The organism is Tichowtungia aerotolerans (assembly GCF_009905215.1).
GTDB classification, from domain to species: Bacteria; Verrucomicrobiota; Kiritimatiellia; order Kiritimatiellales; family Tichowtungiaceae; genus Tichowtungia; species Tichowtungia aerotolerans.
Genome location: NZ_CP047593.1, coordinates 776,026 through 792,047, shown reverse-complemented (window position 1 = coordinate 792,047; position 16,022 = coordinate 776,026). Strand labels below are relative to the sequence as shown.

The 16,022-nt window shown below is 54.2% G+C and carries 13 protein-coding genes; 11 read left to right on the top strand and 2 right to left on the bottom strand.

Annotated elements, in window-relative coordinates:
* Positions 1-45: 45 nt before the first annotated feature.
* From dapA to GT409_RS03355, 6 genes are all read left to right on the top strand, one after another.
* On the top strand, positions 46-960 hold the full coding sequence (gene dapA, locus GT409_RS03380; protein ID WP_160626949.1) for a 4-hydroxy-tetrahydrodipicolinate synthase: 915 nt from the start codon (positions 46-48) through the stop codon (positions 958-960).
* A gap of 27 nt (positions 961-987) precedes the next feature.
* Positions 988-2,073: a bile acid:sodium symporter family protein gene (locus GT409_RS03375; RefSeq protein WP_160626947.1), complete on the top strand. Its 1,086-nt coding sequence runs from the start codon at positions 988-990 to the stop codon at positions 2,071-2,073.
* Between the two features lie 32 nt (positions 2,074-2,105).
* Positions 2,106-3,983, top strand: a complete 1,878-nt coding sequence (locus GT409_RS03370) for a DNRLRE domain-containing protein (protein WP_160626945.1) — start codon at positions 2,106-2,108, stop codon at positions 3,981-3,983.
* A gap of 83 nt (positions 3,984-4,066) precedes the next feature.
* Positions 4,067-5,341 (top strand): hypothetical protein, encoded by a 1,275-nt coding sequence (locus tag GT409_RS03365; RefSeq protein ID WP_160626943.1) that lies wholly within the window; start codon positions 4,067-4,069, stop codon positions 5,339-5,341.
* A 41-nt stretch (positions 5,342-5,382) separates the two neighbouring features.
* Positions 5,383-6,342, top strand: coding sequence for a hypothetical protein (locus tag GT409_RS03360; RefSeq protein ID WP_160626941.1), 960 nt, complete (start codon positions 5,383-5,385; stop codon positions 6,340-6,342).
* Positions 6,343-6,375: 33 nt separating this feature from the next.
* Entirely contained in the window at positions 6,376-7,506 is a 1,131-nt protein-coding gene (locus GT409_RS03355) for an exo-alpha-sialidase (RefSeq protein WP_160626939.1), read from the top strand.
* A 123-nt stretch (positions 7,507-7,629) separates the two neighbouring features.
* Here GT409_RS03355 and GT409_RS03350 read toward each other — a convergent pair whose 3' ends face one another.
* Positions 7,630-8,430: a PocR ligand-binding domain-containing protein gene (locus tag GT409_RS03350; protein WP_269844976.1), complete on the bottom strand. Its 801-nt coding sequence runs from the start codon at positions 8,428-8,430 to the stop codon at positions 7,630-7,632.
* Positions 8,431-8,639: 209 nt separating this feature from the next.
* Here GT409_RS03350 and GT409_RS03345 point away from each other — a divergent pair, with 209 nt between their 5' ends.
* The 5 genes from GT409_RS03345 to GT409_RS03325 are packed head-to-tail and all read left to right on the top strand — an operon-like array spanning position 8,640 to position 14,593.
* Complete coding sequence (locus GT409_RS03345; RefSeq protein WP_160626934.1) at positions 8,640-9,551, top strand: class II fructose-bisphosphate aldolase; 912 nt, start codon at positions 8,640-8,642, stop codon at positions 9,549-9,551.
* Between the two features lie 3 nt (positions 9,552-9,554).
* Complete coding sequence (locus GT409_RS03340; RefSeq protein ID WP_233231595.1) at positions 9,555-10,958, top strand: L-fucose/L-arabinose isomerase family protein; 1,404 nt, start codon at positions 9,555-9,557, stop codon at positions 10,956-10,958.
* On the top strand, positions 10,955-12,424 hold the full coding sequence (locus GT409_RS03335) for an FGGY-family carbohydrate kinase (protein WP_160626932.1): 1,470 nt from the start codon (positions 10,955-10,957) through the stop codon (positions 12,422-12,424). Before GT409_RS03340 ends, GT409_RS03335 begins: the two co-directional genes overlap by 4 nt.
* A 7-nt stretch (positions 12,425-12,431) precedes the next feature.
* Positions 12,432-13,583 carry a mannitol dehydrogenase family protein gene (locus GT409_RS03330; RefSeq protein WP_160626930.1) on the top strand — a complete coding sequence of 384 codons (1,152 nt, stop codon included), beginning with the start codon at positions 12,432-12,434 and terminating at the stop codon, positions 13,581-13,583.
* A complete protein-coding gene (locus GT409_RS03325; protein WP_160626928.1) occupies positions 13,583-14,593 on the top strand; it encodes an aldose 1-epimerase family protein in 1,011 nt (336 codons plus the stop codon). Before GT409_RS03330 ends, GT409_RS03325 begins: the two co-directional genes overlap by 1 nt.
* A gap of 1 nt (position 14,594) precedes the next feature.
* Here the strand turns inward: GT409_RS03325 and GT409_RS03320 are convergent, their stop codons facing one another.
* Positions 14,595-15,968: a C39 family peptidase gene (locus GT409_RS03320; RefSeq protein ID WP_160626926.1), complete on the bottom strand. Its 1,374-nt coding sequence runs from the start codon at positions 15,966-15,968 to the stop codon at positions 14,595-14,597.
* Positions 15,969-16,022: the final 54 nt, after the last annotated feature.

Here is a 16,022-nt window from a genome sequence, read left to right as displayed (position 1 = left end):
CGGGAATTATAGATACGAAGAAGATTAAGAAGAAAGGACCTGAAATTGGAAAATTTAGGTAAAAAACTTGGGCATATTGTCATTCCGTTGGCGACGCCGTTCAAGGATGGCTCGCAGGATGTGGATTATACCGCTGCTGCGGAACTGACAAACTATGTGATTGAGCAGAATCATTGTGACTCGCTGATTATCGGCGGAACGTCCGGTGAGTTCAATGCGATGAGTCTGGAGGAGCGGCTGGAGCTTTTCCGTGTTGTCAAAGAGGCGGCCGCCGGCCGGGTTCCTTTGGTTGCCGGAGCCTGCTCCAGTGAAACGCGTCAGGCTATTCGTCTGACACAGGAAGCGGAAAAACTCGGATTTGATGCCGCCATGGTGCTGGGCCCCTGCTATTGCAAGCCGAATCAGGAGGGCGCGTTCCTTCATTATTCTGCAATTGCGGAAGCCACATCGCTGCCGATAATGCTTTATAACATTCCGATCTTCCAGGGGTTCAACCTTGAGAAAGAAACGCTCGGACGGTTGGCTGAAGCGCATTCCAATATCGTGGCGATCAAGGATGAAGCCGGAATCAACCCGACGCAGATGAGCGATTTCACTCATGTGACCCCGGATGATTTTACCATCTATAACGGTGACGATATTATGGTACTCTGCGGGTTGGCTCAGGGAGCCGCCGGCGTGGTGAGCGGCGGATCAATCATTCTCGGAAAGATGATGCGGACGATGATTGATGCGTTTCTTGCAGGCGATGTGAATGGTGCCCGTAAGATCCATATGGACATGGATCCGCTGTTTAAGGCGTTTGGAAGCAACGGACGGATTAACCCGATTCCGCTGTGGAAGGCGGCTATGAATCTGTGTGGATTAAACGTGGGTGTGCCGCGCCTTCCGCTGGCACCGGCCACGCCGGAGGAAATTGAAATTATGCGCAGCCACTTGGTGCGCCTGGGGCTGATCTAGTCACCAGATAAAACAAAGGCAGACACGATGAATATCTATCTTGGAAGTTTAATCATGTTCATGTTTGCGGGCCTGGCAGTCTATGCCCGCCTGGGGAATAGGTTAAAAGGTCTCGGGTTTACGTTCATGGTGTTTGCCTTTGCTTCCGCGGCATTTACATTTCCGGCCTGTTTTGTTTCGCTGGGCGGATTTGAGCTGAAGCGAACGATCGTTCCCCTCGTCCAGCTCATTCTTTTCGGAATGGGAATGACGTTGAGCTTTGATGATTTCCGGCGGGTTTTGAAAATGCCCCGTGCTGTGTTTATCGGCATGGGGCTTCAATTTACCATCATGCCGTTCGTCGGCTTTCTTTGTGCCCGGGTTTTCGGACTGGAGGCCGGCGTTGCCGCCGGGCTGGTTCTGATTGGCTCCTGTCCCGGCGGGGTGGCATCGAATGTTATTGTGTACCTCGCTCGCGGCAATGTGCCGCTGTCGGTGACGATGACGGCCTGTTCCACGATGATCTCGCCGCTGATGACTCCGTTGGCGATGAAGCTGCTCGCCGGAACATACGTTCCGATCGCTTTTCTGCCGATGATGGTTTCAATTTTTAAGATGATTATTCTGCCGCTGGTGGTCGGGCTTTTGATTCATCGCTACCTGCCGCGGCTGGCAAAGGTTTTGGTCAAGGTGCTGCCGTCGCTGGCCATGCTTTCAATCTGCATTATCATTGGCGTGACCATCGCCCTGTCGCGCGATGACCTTCTGAAAGTGGGGTTGGCTCTCTTCGGCGCGGCGGCGTGTCATAACGCGCTGGGTTATTTGCTGGGATATCAGGCCGCGCGGTTCTTCCGGATGAGTGCGCGGGATTGCCGAACGGTTGCCATTGAGGTGGGAATACAGAATGGCGGCATGGCCACGGGACTGGCTTTCAATATTCTTCAGAGTACTCAGGCGGCCATGGCTGCCGCCACTTTTGGGCCGTGGAGCGCCATTACCAGTTCGATGCTGGCATCCTGTTGGCGAAAACGGGAAGGCCGAAGTGCTGTCGAACTGCAGGGCGCGGGGGCGGCGGAGCTGATTTCGTCTGATCCGGATAAGTCCCTTTGCTGTGGGACGGCTGAAGCAGAATAAACGTCGAGAAGATAAGGTTGGGGATGAATGTTATGCGAAAAATGATGATGTGCTGGATTGCCGGATGTGTGAATGCGCTTGCGCTGAGCGTGCAGCTTCTTGCTGCGGATCAACCTTTGTCTTTCCGGAGTTTCGATGCGGAGGGCGATAATTTTATGTACAGTGCCGATGCGTATGCCTCGGTGAACTGGGGGGCTCACGGAAATCTGATTGCCGGAATGAATAACAGTACGGACCGATATCGGTCCCTGATGCGCTTTGATTTGGCATCGGTAAATGATGCTGCGTCCGTTTCTTCTGCGTCATTGACGCTGACCGTGGCCAGTACCGGCAAGGTCCATTCTGATGTGGGGAATATGGAGCTCAGGCTTTTGCTGATTGATACGGCAAACAAAGACTGGGTGGAAGGGACTGCCAATACTGCGGTTCAGAGCGGTTCGGCCTGCTGGAGTTCTTTGGCTGAGGGTTCGCGAGAGTGGACGGGCGGGCCGGGGGTCGGCCACGATACGGCATCTGCCGGCATTTCGGCGGTGCTGAGCAGTGTTTCCGTTGATACGGCCTCTGTTGCCGTTGGGGATACCGTCACGTTTACAATCGACTCTGCCGAAGGATTGGCCGCGATCGCGTCCTGGATTCAGGGCGGTGACAATGCCGGATTTCTCCTGGTGACGGATGAGACGGCTGCGAGTCAAAATGCGCTGATTTTCCATTCCTCAGAAGTTTCTGATGAATCCGTTCGCCCGGCCCTGACGGTTCAGGGCGTTGGGATTAATACTGCGTTTGAGGGACTGGATGTGGATGAAACGAACGGGCGGGTCAGTCTGTGGTCGGTTCCGAAAGCGGCAGATCTTAAACCTGTTGACGGGGTGGCGTTTCGTGCCATCAAGGCGTATGAGCCTCAGAATGACGGCTACGAGTGGCTTCATGGAGTCGGCCTGGCGTGGCACAAAGGCCAGCTGTATGCATCGTTTGGTCATAACACCGGGGCAGAGAATACAGAGGGAGAGTCTGCCCATTACCGAATCAGTGATGATGGGGGGCAAACCTGGGGTGACGTCAAGAGTATTGCAGACGGGGAAGGATCTCTGTCTATCAGCCATGGCGTGTTTTTATCATATGTCGATCAGTTGTGGGCATTCCAGGGGGCGTTTTCCAATGATTTTGAGAACACGCATACGCGAGCCTATCTGTTGAATGAGACAACAGGCCAGTGGGAATATCAAGGGGTTGTGATCGAGGACGGATTCTGGCCGATGCAGCAGCCGGAGAAGATGGATGACGGCAACTGGGTGATGGCCGGGATCTGCGCGCCTGACGGTTATCCGGCCAGCAGCACGGCGCTCAGTCAGAACCTGCCGGCCGTGGCCATCAGTCATGGTGATGACTTCATGAATTGGGATTTAATTGTCATTCCGGCCGGCGAAGGGGTGGGCTCCGTTTGGGGCGAATCGGGGGTTGTTGTTGACGGTGCCAACCTGACCATGATTTCCCGCTGGTGGTGGCAGACGCCGTATGCATTGGTGGCTGAGAGCAGTGATTTTGGACGGAGCTGGACGGAACTTCAGGCCTCCAATATGCCGATGGCGGCCAGTAAGCCCTGTACGGGAATCTTGAGTACCGGCCAGCATTATCTGATTGCAAATATCAGTTCGGACGGAGGAAACAGCCGTACGCCGCTGTCCATCGCATACAGTCGTCCGGGCGCTGCGGCTTTGAGCGAGATTCGTTTGGTTCGCCACAGCGTTCAGGACAACGTTCCGTGGTCCGAAGCGGATTGCAAGCTCTCCTATCCCTGCGCGATTGAAAAGGACGGGATGCTGTATATCGGTTACTCGAACAGTGCTTTTGGTGAAGGGGTAAACAATAACAACGCCGAGTTGGCAGTTATTCCGATTTCCGAGCTGCAGTAAGACTCCCCGTATATCAGACAGGTGGGATGAATCGATTATTATGAGGTATTGAAGAAAAGACATGTAATAAAAAGGAGATAAGTATGAAGACCGGATCAGTTGTTAATAGAATGCTGAAGCAAAAAGTGTGTTGCTGTTTATTTGCCTGGGTGTTGCTGGGCTTTTCGGAGATAGTTTCTGCAACGGTGATTACATGGGATGGGAGCAAGAATTCTTCTTGGACTGATCCGGCAAACTGGGCAGGAGACGTTCGCCCAGCGAACAATACTTCTCAGGACATTGCTCGATTTGCCGATGACAGTGAAAGCGTAAATAACCAGCCGGTTGTGAATTATAATTGGGCAGTTGGTGCTGTTCAGTTTGACGGGGTTGGATGGACTATAGGACGCAGCGGCTCTTATGTGTTGAATATCGGTGGCGGCGTTACAGTAGATTCTACAAATACTGGTTCTGTGGTTTTCAACAGCTTCCTGTACCTGGGAGGAAATCAGACATGGGACGCCTGTGCTGGAACTACCATTAATGTCAATGGAGGTATGGGCGGGGCTTCCAGTACGCTGACAAAAATCGGTGAGGGGAATCTGATTATTCGCGGGGGAGTCGATAATACAAACACCTTTGGGGCGCTTGTTGTTTCGGAGGGGAAGGTTCTGCTGACAAGCGGCGTGATGGATCGGCGGCTTGCGACGGTGACGGTTAACAGTGGAGCTGTATTTGGAGGCTCCGCACCTGCTCTGCGTCCAGTTACTGTGAATGACGGCGGCACACTTTCCCCGGGATATGGCGGTCCGGGCACGCTTACGCTCAGGTCTCTTTCTTTGAATGCTTCATCGATTTTGGACTTTGAACTCGACAGCTTGGCAGAAACCAGTGATCAAGTTGTTGTAGAAGAGGATTTAATTCTCGATGGACAGCTTAACGTAAGCAATGAGGGAGGCCTGGAGCCGGGAACGTATACTCTGTTTACTTGCGCGGGCACGCTGACGGATAACGGGTTGGATCTGACCTTGCCGGATGGCTTTGAAGGCAGTATTTCGACTGATGCCGAAGGGGTTTATCTTCAGGTTACAGCGAATGCTCCGCCGCAGGCTGCTGCTATTGTCAGCTGTTCATCTGTTTCCGGTGATGTGATGAGACTGGTTGTCGATGCTCCGGATGCAGCAAGCCGCTATACACTTTTCTGTGCCTCAAATCTTACGGCCAACGCCTGGGAGACCATTGGGCATTCTGTTGACGGTTCTGAGCCGTTTGTTGTTAGCAATCTGAGTTATGTGACAGAGTTTGAGTCGGCGACGAATGAAGTGATTTATGTGAAGACCATCGAGCCGGAAGGTTTTTTCAGAATCATTGCTGAATAGATCGATGACCGAACGAAGTATTTGAACCAACGGTAAATACAATGATGAAGAATATAATATATGGGTGGGTCACTGCGCTGTTCGCATTTGTCTTTGCAACATCAGCTGCAGTGATCACCTGGGACGGCAGCAAGAATTCAGCATGGACCGATCCGGAAAACTGGATCGGTGGAGTCCGACCGGAAAACAGCACGTCTCAGGATGTTGCCCGCTTTGCCGATGACAGTGCCGGGGGGAACCGTCAGCCGGTTGTGAACTATGGATGGGCGGTTGGTCGTATTCAGTTCGATGGGCCGGATTGGACCATCGGGCGCAAAGACACCTATACGCTGAATATCGGGGGCGGTGTTGTATTGAACCCGGTACGAGCCGGGAGCGTGATGTTTAACAGTCGATTGTATTTGGGCAACAGTCAGACGTGGGAGGTTGGTGCCGGCAGTACAATCAATGTGAATGGCGGGCTGGGCGGCGCGTCGAGCGGGTTGACCAAAACCGGCGGCGGCAGACTGGTGATTCGTGGCGGAGAAGATAATATCAACTCCTTCGGGGCGCTGGTTGTTTCCGAGGGAGATGTGTGGGTGACTCGCGGCACCGTGGATCGACGGCTGGTCCCGGTGTCTGTTGCCCGGGGCGCGTTGTTCGGCGGTGACGGTTCGGTATTGCGTCCTGTCACAATTCATGACGGCGGTATTCTTGCGCCGGGCTTTTTTGCTGCCGGAACGCTTACTCTCAGAACGCTTTCTTTGAGTGAATTGTCGGTGCTTGAGTTTGAACTCGGCAGCATGAAAGACCCCGGAGATCGGATTGTTACAGAAGATCTGGTTCTTGATGGAACACTCAATGTAAGCAATCTGGGCGGTCTGGAGGCCGGGAGGTATACATTGTTTTCCTGTACGGGAACGATTTCGGATAATGGACTGAGTATCGGTTCTTTGCCTTCCGGTTTTAAAGGAAGTGTTCTGGTCGATGGCAATGAGGTATACCTTGATATTACGGAATAGTTGGTCGCAATGTGTTTGTATTTTGATTCTATTTTGAAATTCATATTCAGATTGCTGGTTACGTTGAGTGCCGTTTCCGTGCTGGCCGATGAGGTGCTGTGGGACGGCCCGGCTTTGCCGGAGCATGTTGCAGATCTGCCGTATGTTGATGGTCTCGATTATGTTTCGGTGCATCAGGCTGTTTCGGACGGCGACCGGTTTCTGTTGGGAACGGCAATTGTTGAGCATCAGGGCGTGTTCTATGCAAACTGGGCGGCCAGCCCGGTGGATGAAAACAGCGATGCTGAACGGGTTTGCGGGAAGCAGTCGGCGGATGGCGGACTGACGTGGTCTGAGCTGGAGGTGATTGCCTCTTCGTGCCCCGGGGAGCTGGCCCATTCGCACGGGGCATACATCTCGCATAATGGTGAGTTGTGGTTCTTTGCGCTGCAGTTCGACTATTCAAGCGGAGTGCGCCAGGTCAATACTGAAGCTTTTCTGTTGAACGGGAAAACGGGCCGCTGGGAGTCGCGAGGTATAGTTGCGCGCGGCGGCGGGATGGTGGATGCCCCGGTGCGGATGGCAAACGGGAACTGGATTTGCGGCGGGGTTTATACGGGTTTCTGGGCCTGTGTGTTTATCAGTCATGGTGACGATTTTACTCGTTGGGATCGGGTTCCCATTCCGGTGTCAAAAGGCGATAAGTGTTCGGAGACAACACTGATTGTTGATGATGGGCAGGTCACCGCTGTTATGCGTTCCAGTTTTCCAGGCGTGGCCGGCGTTTCAGCCAGTTCAGATTTTGGTCGCTCATGGACTCGTGCTCGGGCGAGTAATTTCCCGATGATTCGTTCGAAGGTTTTTGGGGGAATGCTCAGTACTGGTCAGCGGTATCTGGTTGCCAATGTCAGTGATGGAGATCCCATGGACCGCAGTACCCTTGCTGTGGCGGTTAGTCGTCCCGGCGGGGAGGCTTTTGTGCGCATGTACAAAATACGTCAGGGCGTAACCTATCAGCCGGTATTTAAAGGGAAGCATAAGATGCCCGGATGGCAGTATCCCTACGCGTATGAGCATGACGGCAATTTGTATGTAATCTACTCTCTTGGTAAAGAGGACTGTGAGTTGGCTGTTATTCCGCTTTCTTCGTTGGAGATTACAGATATTGTGCGGGATAACCAATAGACTGTTGGTTTAGGCGAAGTTCGCTATACATCTCCCAATGTACAACGCAATGAAATATAAACCCGCACAACAGGTTGTGAATCTTATAAAAATTTTCGATATGAGATTCGTTGGGTAAAAACGCTAGTTGGAACCGACAGTGCTGGGCGGTTTGTTCCAGAAGCGTTTGAAGGTTTTGGAAAAGTGGAAGGCGTCGTAGAAGCCGAGGCGTTCGGCGGTTTCCTGAACGGACGTGCCGTTTTCGAGCATCAGTTTGGCTTCTTCCATGCGGCGCTTGAGGATGTGCTGGCGGGGCGTGGAGCCGAATTCGAGTGGGAAGTGATGAGTGATGAATGACTCGGATTTATCAATCTGACGGGCCAGATCGTCGGTCGTGATTTTTTCATGAAGGTGCTGCTCAATATAGCTGTCTAGCGTTGCCACCCACGGGTTGCTCTGCCGCCGGATCAGCTCGCGGTCGATCATTGATTCGCTGACCAGCTTCAGCAGGTGGCCGATATCCCGCGCTTTTTCCATCGGGCAGGGTGACAGACTGAGCCTGTGTTTTTTTTGCGCTCCGCTCCAGTCTTCATTGGCTTTGGTGTCCGGATCGCGAAGCTGTCCGAAAACGATGGCTCCCAGATAAAGGTTCCGTCGGTCATAAAGCGGAACGATGCCTTCAATCAGACCCGCATGGCAGTGGTAGATATGGACATCGCGCAGTTGTTTGGCTTCGGCCAGGTTTTCCCGGTCACAGGTCTTGCATTTCTGGTCCATGCTTTTCTGTTTGCGCAGTGCGCGGCAGAACGGCGACATTGGCTTGATGTGGAAGTCGCGCTGTTCGTCTTCCTGCACATCAAAAAACGTAATGCGGATGTCGAAGAGCCGGTGCAGCCGGCTCATCACCTCATTCATTTCGCGGGTCTCTATGGCGGTCCTGATCATTGGAAGAAAGGAAGAGTGGAATTATGGAATAATGGAACGATGGAGGATTGAATTGATCCCATTCATCCAACTATTCCTGTATTCCATCATTCCATTCCTCCTCATGTATTTAAGTTTGCCGTATTTTACATGTTTTAGTGCTCCTGTCCATTCCGCTTTTCTGTACCGCGCGACACAATGATCTCCTTCAATCAAAGAAAGGATTTCTTATGCCGTATGCATCAACGCAGCAGCTGATGAGACGGGCCTGTACGGCCGGCGTCGTTATTCCCGCATTCAACATCCCGTATCTGCCGATGGTGGAGCCGGTCGTGAAGGCCATCAAGGACACCAACAGCGTCGGGTTGGTGATGGCCGCTCGCCTCGAGTGGGAAAAATTCGAAACCGGCAGCCTCGAAGCGCTTCAGGCTGAATACGAAAAATGCAAACTGCCGGGCCATACCCGCCTGCACCTCGACCACGTTCCGGTGATCGACGAAGACGACCTGCGCGTCGACTTCATGGAAATCATCCAGCGCGCGGTGGATGCCGGTTATGAATCCGTGATGGTGGACGGCTCCCGCCTGTCATTCGCAGAAAACGTTGCCTGCACCAAAGAGGCCGCGGATGTGGCGCACGCCGCCGGGATTCCGATTGAGGCCGAGCTGGGCGCGGTGATGGGGCACGAGTCCGGGCCGCTCCCGCCGTACGAGGAACTCTTTGCCTCCGGTAAAGGATTCACCGATCCGGACGAAGCCAAACAGTTTGCCGGCCAGAGCGGCTGCGACTGGCTGTCTGTCGCCATCGGCAACATCCATGGTGCGATTTCCGCCGCCGCCAAAGGTAAAAAGAAAGTGGCCGCGCGCCTGAACATTGAGCACCTCGACCGCATTCACAAAACAACGGACATTCCTCTCGTTCTGCACGGCGGAACCGGAATCCGCAAGGAATACATCATGGATTCCATGAAGCACGGCATTGCCAAAATCAATGTGGCAACCGCAATCCGCCAGCCGTACGAAGCGGCGATTGCCAGCGGCATCGAAGCCGCGCAGCAGGCGGTCTACGACGCCATGCTCGTTGTCATCAAAGAAGATCTCGAAGTGCAGGACTCTGCAAAAATCCTTAACCCGGAGGGCTGACCCATGAAACAGGAAATGACATTTGCACTTTATTTCGGCAACCGCGGATTTTTTCCGGAAAAGCTGATCTCTGATGCCCGCGGCGAGATGACCGCTGTACTCAAAAAACTCGGATTCAACGCACTGCTGATGGATGAGTCGCTCACCAAATTCGGCGCAATCGAAGGCGTTGACGACGGCATCAAATACGCACAGTTCCTCAAAGCGAACGCGGGAAAGTATGACGGCGTGATCCTCTGCCTGCCGAACTTCGGCGATGAAAACGGCGCCATTGCCGCGCTCGAAGAATGCGGCGTGCCGATTCTCGTTCAGGCCTATCCGGACGAGTTCGGAAAAATGGGCTTTGCTGATCGCCGCGATGCGTTCTGCGGCAAGTTTTCCGTGATGGACATCTTCTGCCAGTACGGCCTGCCGTTCACCACCTTCCAGCCGCATACCGTGGCTCCGACCAGCGCAACGTTTGAGAAGCATCTCACGCAGTTCGCCGCCGTCTGCCGCGTGGCCAACAAGATGAAAAAGATGTCGGTCGGCGCCATCGGAGCCCGCACGACGGCCTTTAAGACGGTTCGCTTTGACGAGCTGACCCTTCAGCGCTACGGCATTACCACCGAGGCGCTCGACCTGTCCGAGGTGTTCCTGCGTGTGCGCGACATCAAAACCACCGACGATCAGTTTATTGCCAAAGCTGAGCGCCTGAAAAACTACACTAACTGGGACGGCGTTCCGGCCGAAAAATCGGAAATGCTGGCCAAAGTGGCAGTCGTTCTCGACAACATCATGGATGACTACAAGCTCGACTGCATGGCGCTGCGCTGCTGGATCGAAATCGAAAAAGAGCTCGGCGTTTCCCCGTGTGTACTGCTCAGCGAAATGAATGACCGCGGCATTGTCTCCGCCTGCGAGCTCGACGTCTGCAACGCGGTTCCGATGTATGCGCTTCGCCTCGCGTCCCAGCTGCCGGCCACCTGTCTCGACTGGAACAACAACTACGGCGACGATCCGGATAAATGCATCCTGTTCCACTGCGGCCCGGTTCCTCAGGGACTGATGACTGCCAAGGGGCAGGTTGTTGACCACCCGATGTTCGCCAAAGCAATGGGCGCGGGCTGCGGCTGGGGCTGCAACGTCGGTCGCATCGCGCCGACGCCGATGACCTTTGCCAGCGCAAAGACCACCGACGGCAAACTCTGGTGTTACCTCGGTGAAGGCGAGTTCACTGCCGATGAAATTGAAGAAGGGTTCTTCGGTTGCGGCGGCGTTGCCAGAATCAACAACCTGCAGAATGCCCTCGAGTACATTGGGCATGAAGGCTACCGCCACCACGTCGGCGTTACCGCCGGCCATGTGGCCCCGGCGGTCAAGGAAGCATTCACCAAATACCTTGGTTACGAACTCAAAGAACTATGAGTCTGCTCGGCATCGATTTAGGGACCAGCGGCGTCAAAGCCGGCGTGTTCAATCTCGACGGGGCCTGCATTGCGCAGGCTTACCGCGAATACGACATGCTGCATCCGCAGCCCGGCTGGTCGGAGCTTGATTCTTCCAATGTTTGGAAAATCACCTGCGAGGTGATTGCCGAAGCGGTGGCGCAGGCCGGAAACGACCCGGTCACGGCGCTTTCGATCGGCAGTTTCGGCGAAGCGGTCGTGCCGGTTTCCAAAGGTCGGAAAATCCTCGATAACAGTATTCTGTGTGTCGACGACCGCGGGCAGGAGCACATCGACCGGCTGCTGGCAGACTTCGGGCATGAAGTGTTTTACGCGATCAATCCGAACCTGCTCGGGCCCAATTATTCGATGCCGAAAATTCTGTGGCTGAAAGAGCATCGCCCGGAAGTGTATGATGCTGCCGACCTGTTCCTGCATTGGGCCGATTTCATCGCCTTTATGCTGGGCGCAGAGCCGACCACTAACAATTCGCACGCCAACCGCACGCTGCTGTTCGACCTGAAGAAAAACGACTGGTCGGACGAGCTGCTCGCGTGGAGCGTCATCGATCGCGAAAAGCTGGCGCCGGTGGTGCCGGGTGGAACGGTCACCGGAACGGTTTCCAATGCCATGGCTGAACAGCTTGGACTTCCGAAAGGCGTTAAGGTGGTTGCGGGCGGTCACGATCAGTGCTGCAACGCGCTGGGATGCGGCGGTGTTTCTGCCGGGCGCGCGGTGTACGGCATGGGGTCGTTCGACTGCATTACCCCGATTTACAACATGCCGTCCGACCTGCAGGAAATGTGCCGCAATAACCTGAATGTGGAACATCATCTGGTGCCGGACCTGTTTGTTTCGTTTCATTACAACCAGGCCGGCCTGCTGGTGAAATGGTTTCGCGATACGTTTACGGACGGGTCCGTTTCGTACAGTCAGCTTGACAGGGAAATGCCGGCTGAGCCGAGCCGTCTGCTGGTGCTACCGCACTTTGATACGCCGCCGCATCATACGCCGGATACCGCTGGCGTGATTGTCGGACTGCGAACCTCCACGAAGCGCGGTGAGATCCTTAAAGCCATTCAGGAAGGTACGGCGTTCTACTTCCTTGAGGGAATGGATGCGCTGAAGAATCTGGGTCTTGGTGCGTCGGAATATATTGCCTCCGGCGGAGGTGCCCAATCTGATGCCGGACTTCAACTGCGGTCCGATATTCTTGGTGTGCCCGTTGTGCGCCCGGTGATTACCGAGGCGGGACTGCTCGGCGCTGCCATGAACGCCGGTATTGCAACCGGTGTTCTCCAAAACCCGGAAGCCGCCGCCGAACTGTTTGTCAGGCACGAACGCCTGTTTGAGCCGGACGAAAAACGTCACGCGTTTTATCGCGAAAAACATGCGCTGTATAAGCAGCTGCAGCCGTCATTGCAGCCTGTACTGAAAACCCTTTAGGAGACCTATGAAAACATTTCTCGGGATCGGCCTGGGGCCGATCCAGACCAGTATCTTTCTCGACGGCGCATTCCGCGGCGGCTTTGACCGGCTTGTCATTGCGGATGTGGATACGGCGTTGATTGAATCCATTCGTGCCAATGACGGAACGATCCGGATCAACATTGCTTCGAATACAGAAGTAACCACTGAAACGATTTCCGGAGTCGAAATTTATAATCCGACCGTTCCGGAAGAGGCCGCGAAGCTGGTTGAAGCTGCGGCAATGGCGGATGAAGTCGCGACAGCGCTTCCGAGTATTGCATTTTTTAAACACCTCGGCTGGCTGAAGGAAGGTTTTGGAAAAGAGCCTGATCGCCGCCGGTTTGTTTATGCGGCCGAAAACCACAATCATGCGGCGGAAGAACTCGAAAAGGAAATCGGTTCGTTTGCCAACACGCAAACTCTCAATACCGTGATCGGGAAAATGAGCTGCATTTTCCCGGCCGAGGAATGTGTGCGGCGCGACATTCCGACACTGACGCCGGACGCGGATCGCGGACATTTGGTCGAAGCGTTCAATAAAATCCTGATCCAGTCCTGCGATGGACTCAGCGAGCGGATGGTGCAGGGGCTGTACGACAAGCCCGATCTGCTTCCGTTCGAAGAGGCCAAACTCTACGGGCATAATGCGGTTCACCTCTGGCTCGGCCTGTATGCACAGCAGAACGGCGCTTTGTTTATGCATGAGATGGCAGATGAGGTCGATCTGCTGGCCTGGGCGCGCAAGGCGTTTGTTGATGAGTCCGGTGTGGCACTGTGCAAAAAGTGGGCCGGTGTGGATGAGCTGTTTACGTCGGACGGGTTCGCGGCCTATGCCGACGATCTGCTCGAGAGAATGGTCAACCCGTATCTTACCGACCGGGTGGATCGTGTCTGTCGCGATCTCGAGCGAAAGCTGAGCTGGGACGATCGGTTGATCGGGACGATGCGTGTTGTGCTGAGTCAGGATGTTTTCCCGAATGTTTTTGCTGAAGGGGCCGCGAAGGCCGCGGTTCATCTTTTCGGGAAAGATGTTGAAAAAATTCGAGCCGGGTTCGAAGCACTTTGGGGAGTTTGGAACGAAGAGGCCACGTTTGTATGGTTGCAGATCGCTCCGCATTTAAGAGAGGAAATCTGATGACAGCGAATGAACTCAGGAGATATGTCGGCACGATGGACCAACTGGCGAGGATTCGCACATCGGTGCTGGATGACGGGCGCGGTCGTGGAATCCGCATAGCGGACGTTGATAATGGAAGCGGCCTGCGCTTTACGGTTTTGCTTGATCGCGGCATGGACATCGGTGACGCCTCGTTTAACGGAACGCCGGTGGCGTATCAGACGCCGGTAGGACTGGTGCATCCCTCCCGTTTTGAGTCGGACGGTTTCCGCTGGCTGCGCAGTTTCGGCGGCGGCCTGCTGGCCGGCTGCGGGATGCGCACGGCCGGCAATCCGGCGCCCGAAGCAGGCATGGAGGTCGCCGGACCGCTCGGGCTGCATGGACGTCTTTCCAATATTCCTGCCGAAGACGTAAGCATTTCCAAGGAATGGAAAAACGGTCGTTATGAACTCCGTGTCAGCGGAACGGTGCGCGAGGTCAGTTTTTTTGGCGAGAACCTAGAACTTCGGCGGACCATCTCGACGGCGATGGGGGATAACTCGATTGCGATCCGGGATGAGATTGTTAACCGCGGCGTTCGTTCGTCGCCGCTGATGATGATTTATCACATCAATCTCGGTTATCCACTGCTGAGCGAAGATTCGGTGGTGGAAGGAAAGTCCCTCAACACGACGCCGCGCAACGATGCTGCAGCCGCCTGCATTGATAGATGGAGCGAGTGCCATGTGCCGACTGCCGGCTGTGCCGAAACCTGTTATTACCACGATGTCGAAACCGATAAAGATGGCATGGCCCGCATGACGCTCAAAAATAAAAAATCCGGCTGCGAGGTTGAGGTGGCCTTCCGCAAGGCCGAGCTGCCGTTTTTTACCCAGTGGAAAATGATGGGCGAGCAGGAATATGTGATGGGGCTGGAGCCTGCCAACTGCCATCCGGACGGGCAGGCCGCCGAGCAGGAGGCCGGTACATTAAGGGTGGTTGAGCCGGGAGAAGCGGTTCAGCATTCCGTGATCATCTCTTTCAGATGAATTACCATCTGATGACATTCATGACGCTGTACGGTATGTAGTCGATTAAATCAATGGGAACCCATCGTTCATTGAATTTCGGGCCCCAGCTGTCGGAGATCGCGAACTCCTGAATTTTCCGGTTATATCCCATAATCAGACAGATGTGTCCGCCGTGGACATTGGCGCCGGTGTTTTCTTTTTCTTCAATTTTTCGTTCGTTCCTGCGGGCGTTATGCCGGTTGATTTCCCGCTGGAGGTCAGATGATGTTGCGAACGACCACATGATCGGCATGCCATCATCGATATACTCAGAAATGGTTTGGATTTCGAGCGGGTCCTCAATTTCTTTCAGATTCCTTCCGTTTGTAAAAAGAAGGCTTTCGGTCGCATCGATCATTTCTTTTGTATGGGTTCCGCCACCGATGCCGGTGTTGCCGGCGTTGGCCAGCTGGTACATGTTGGCCGGAATTCCGAGATATCGAAGATAGCGTTCCCATGTGGCAGGGGAGCAATAGCCTTTCGGTCCCTGATCGATCATCGGAATGTTGCGGATGATGACATCGCCGTTGTCACGCCGCTCCACGCAGGATTTCATTTGTTTGCGCAGTTCTCTGCTTTCGACCTCTTCGACCTTTCCGGAACGATCTGCGAGTTCGGCCGGCAGAATACGCATCATTGCATATTTGCCTTCCTGTACGCTGAGCAGCATTGACTGATCGTTCCAGTCCCAGCGCCAGACCTTTTCACGCATCGAACCTTTACCGATGGTGTCACGCTTCGGCTCACCCAGAATCGGAACAATCGCATCGTGTACGCGCATGCCGCTTGCCTCAATGTCTTCAGTCATTGTTTCGACAAATCCGTCGCTCATCTGCTCCGGAAGCGGGATGTCGCCCTGATTCAGGAATACGAAGCAGAGGCTTTCCACATATTGTTTTCCGCCGTACAGCACGCTGGTGTAAACCGGCTCAGAAAGAATCTGTTCTTTCCCCAGAGGATACGCGCGGTAATTTTCCATGAAGTCGGTTTCCGATTCTTTTTCCAGCTGCATACGCTCGCCGGCCGGTTTGGTGTGGTCGTCGAAAACATAAACGTCTTTCCATATATTGAGCCCGAACAGTTCGTTCATCTTTTTCCATGAGACCGGGTGCGGCTCTCCATGAATCTGGCGGAACAGAAGGTCTTCCAGATATTCTTCATTTTCGGCAGAGAGGCCTGCGAACGGAACAACAATTGTTTCTCCGTTGGCGGAGGCGAGTTTGACTTCTTTATCTTCATTGATCCAGACGACTTCCGCCTCGAATGTTTTTCCCTTGGTATTCGTCCATGTGCGGGCTTTTGCCGGCAGGATCGAAAGAACCGTAACACAGATAAAAACGATGAGCTGTTTCATGGAAAACAACCTGCAATGTTTCCGGGGCCTGAAAAAGACAATTTCCAAACTTTG

Excerpts from the sequence above, each read along its gene's own strand:
- GT409_RS03375 (WP_160626947.1), top strand. The coding sequence starts at position 988 with ATGAATATCTATCTTGGAAGTTTAATCATGTTCATGTTTGCGGGCCTG.
- GT409_RS03370 (WP_160626945.1), top strand. The coding sequence starts at position 2,106 with ATGCGAAAAATGATGATGTGCTGGATTGCCGGATGTGTGAATGCGCTT.
- GT409_RS03365 (WP_160626943.1), top strand. The coding sequence starts at position 4,067 with ATGAAGACCGGATCAGTTGTTAATAGAATGCTGAAGCAAAAAGTGTGT.
- GT409_RS03360 (WP_160626941.1), top strand. The coding sequence starts at position 5,383 with ATGATGAAGAATATAATATATGGGTGGGTCACTGCGCTGTTCGCATTT.
- GT409_RS03350 (WP_269844976.1), bottom strand. The coding sequence starts at position 8,430 with ATGATCAGGACCGCCATAGAGACCCGCGAAATGAATGAGGTGATGAGC.
- GT409_RS03345 (WP_160626934.1), top strand. The coding sequence starts at position 8,640 with ATGCCGTATGCATCAACGCAGCAGCTGATGAGACGGGCCTGTACGGCC.
- GT409_RS03340 (WP_233231595.1), top strand. The coding sequence starts at position 9,555 with ATGAAACAGGAAATGACATTTGCACTTTATTTCGGCAACCGCGGATTT.
- GT409_RS03335 (WP_160626932.1), top strand. The coding sequence starts at position 10,955 with ATGAGTCTGCTCGGCATCGATTTAGGGACCAGCGGCGTCAAAGCCGGC.
- GT409_RS03330 (WP_160626930.1), top strand. The coding sequence starts at position 12,432 with ATGAAAACATTTCTCGGGATCGGCCTGGGGCCGATCCAGACCAGTATC.
- GT409_RS03325 (WP_160626928.1), top strand. The coding sequence starts at position 13,583 with ATGACAGCGAATGAACTCAGGAGATATGTCGGCACGATGGACCAACTG.
- GT409_RS03320 (WP_160626926.1), bottom strand. The coding sequence starts at position 15,968 with ATGAAACAGCTCATCGTTTTTATCTGTGTTACGGTTCTTTCGATCCTG.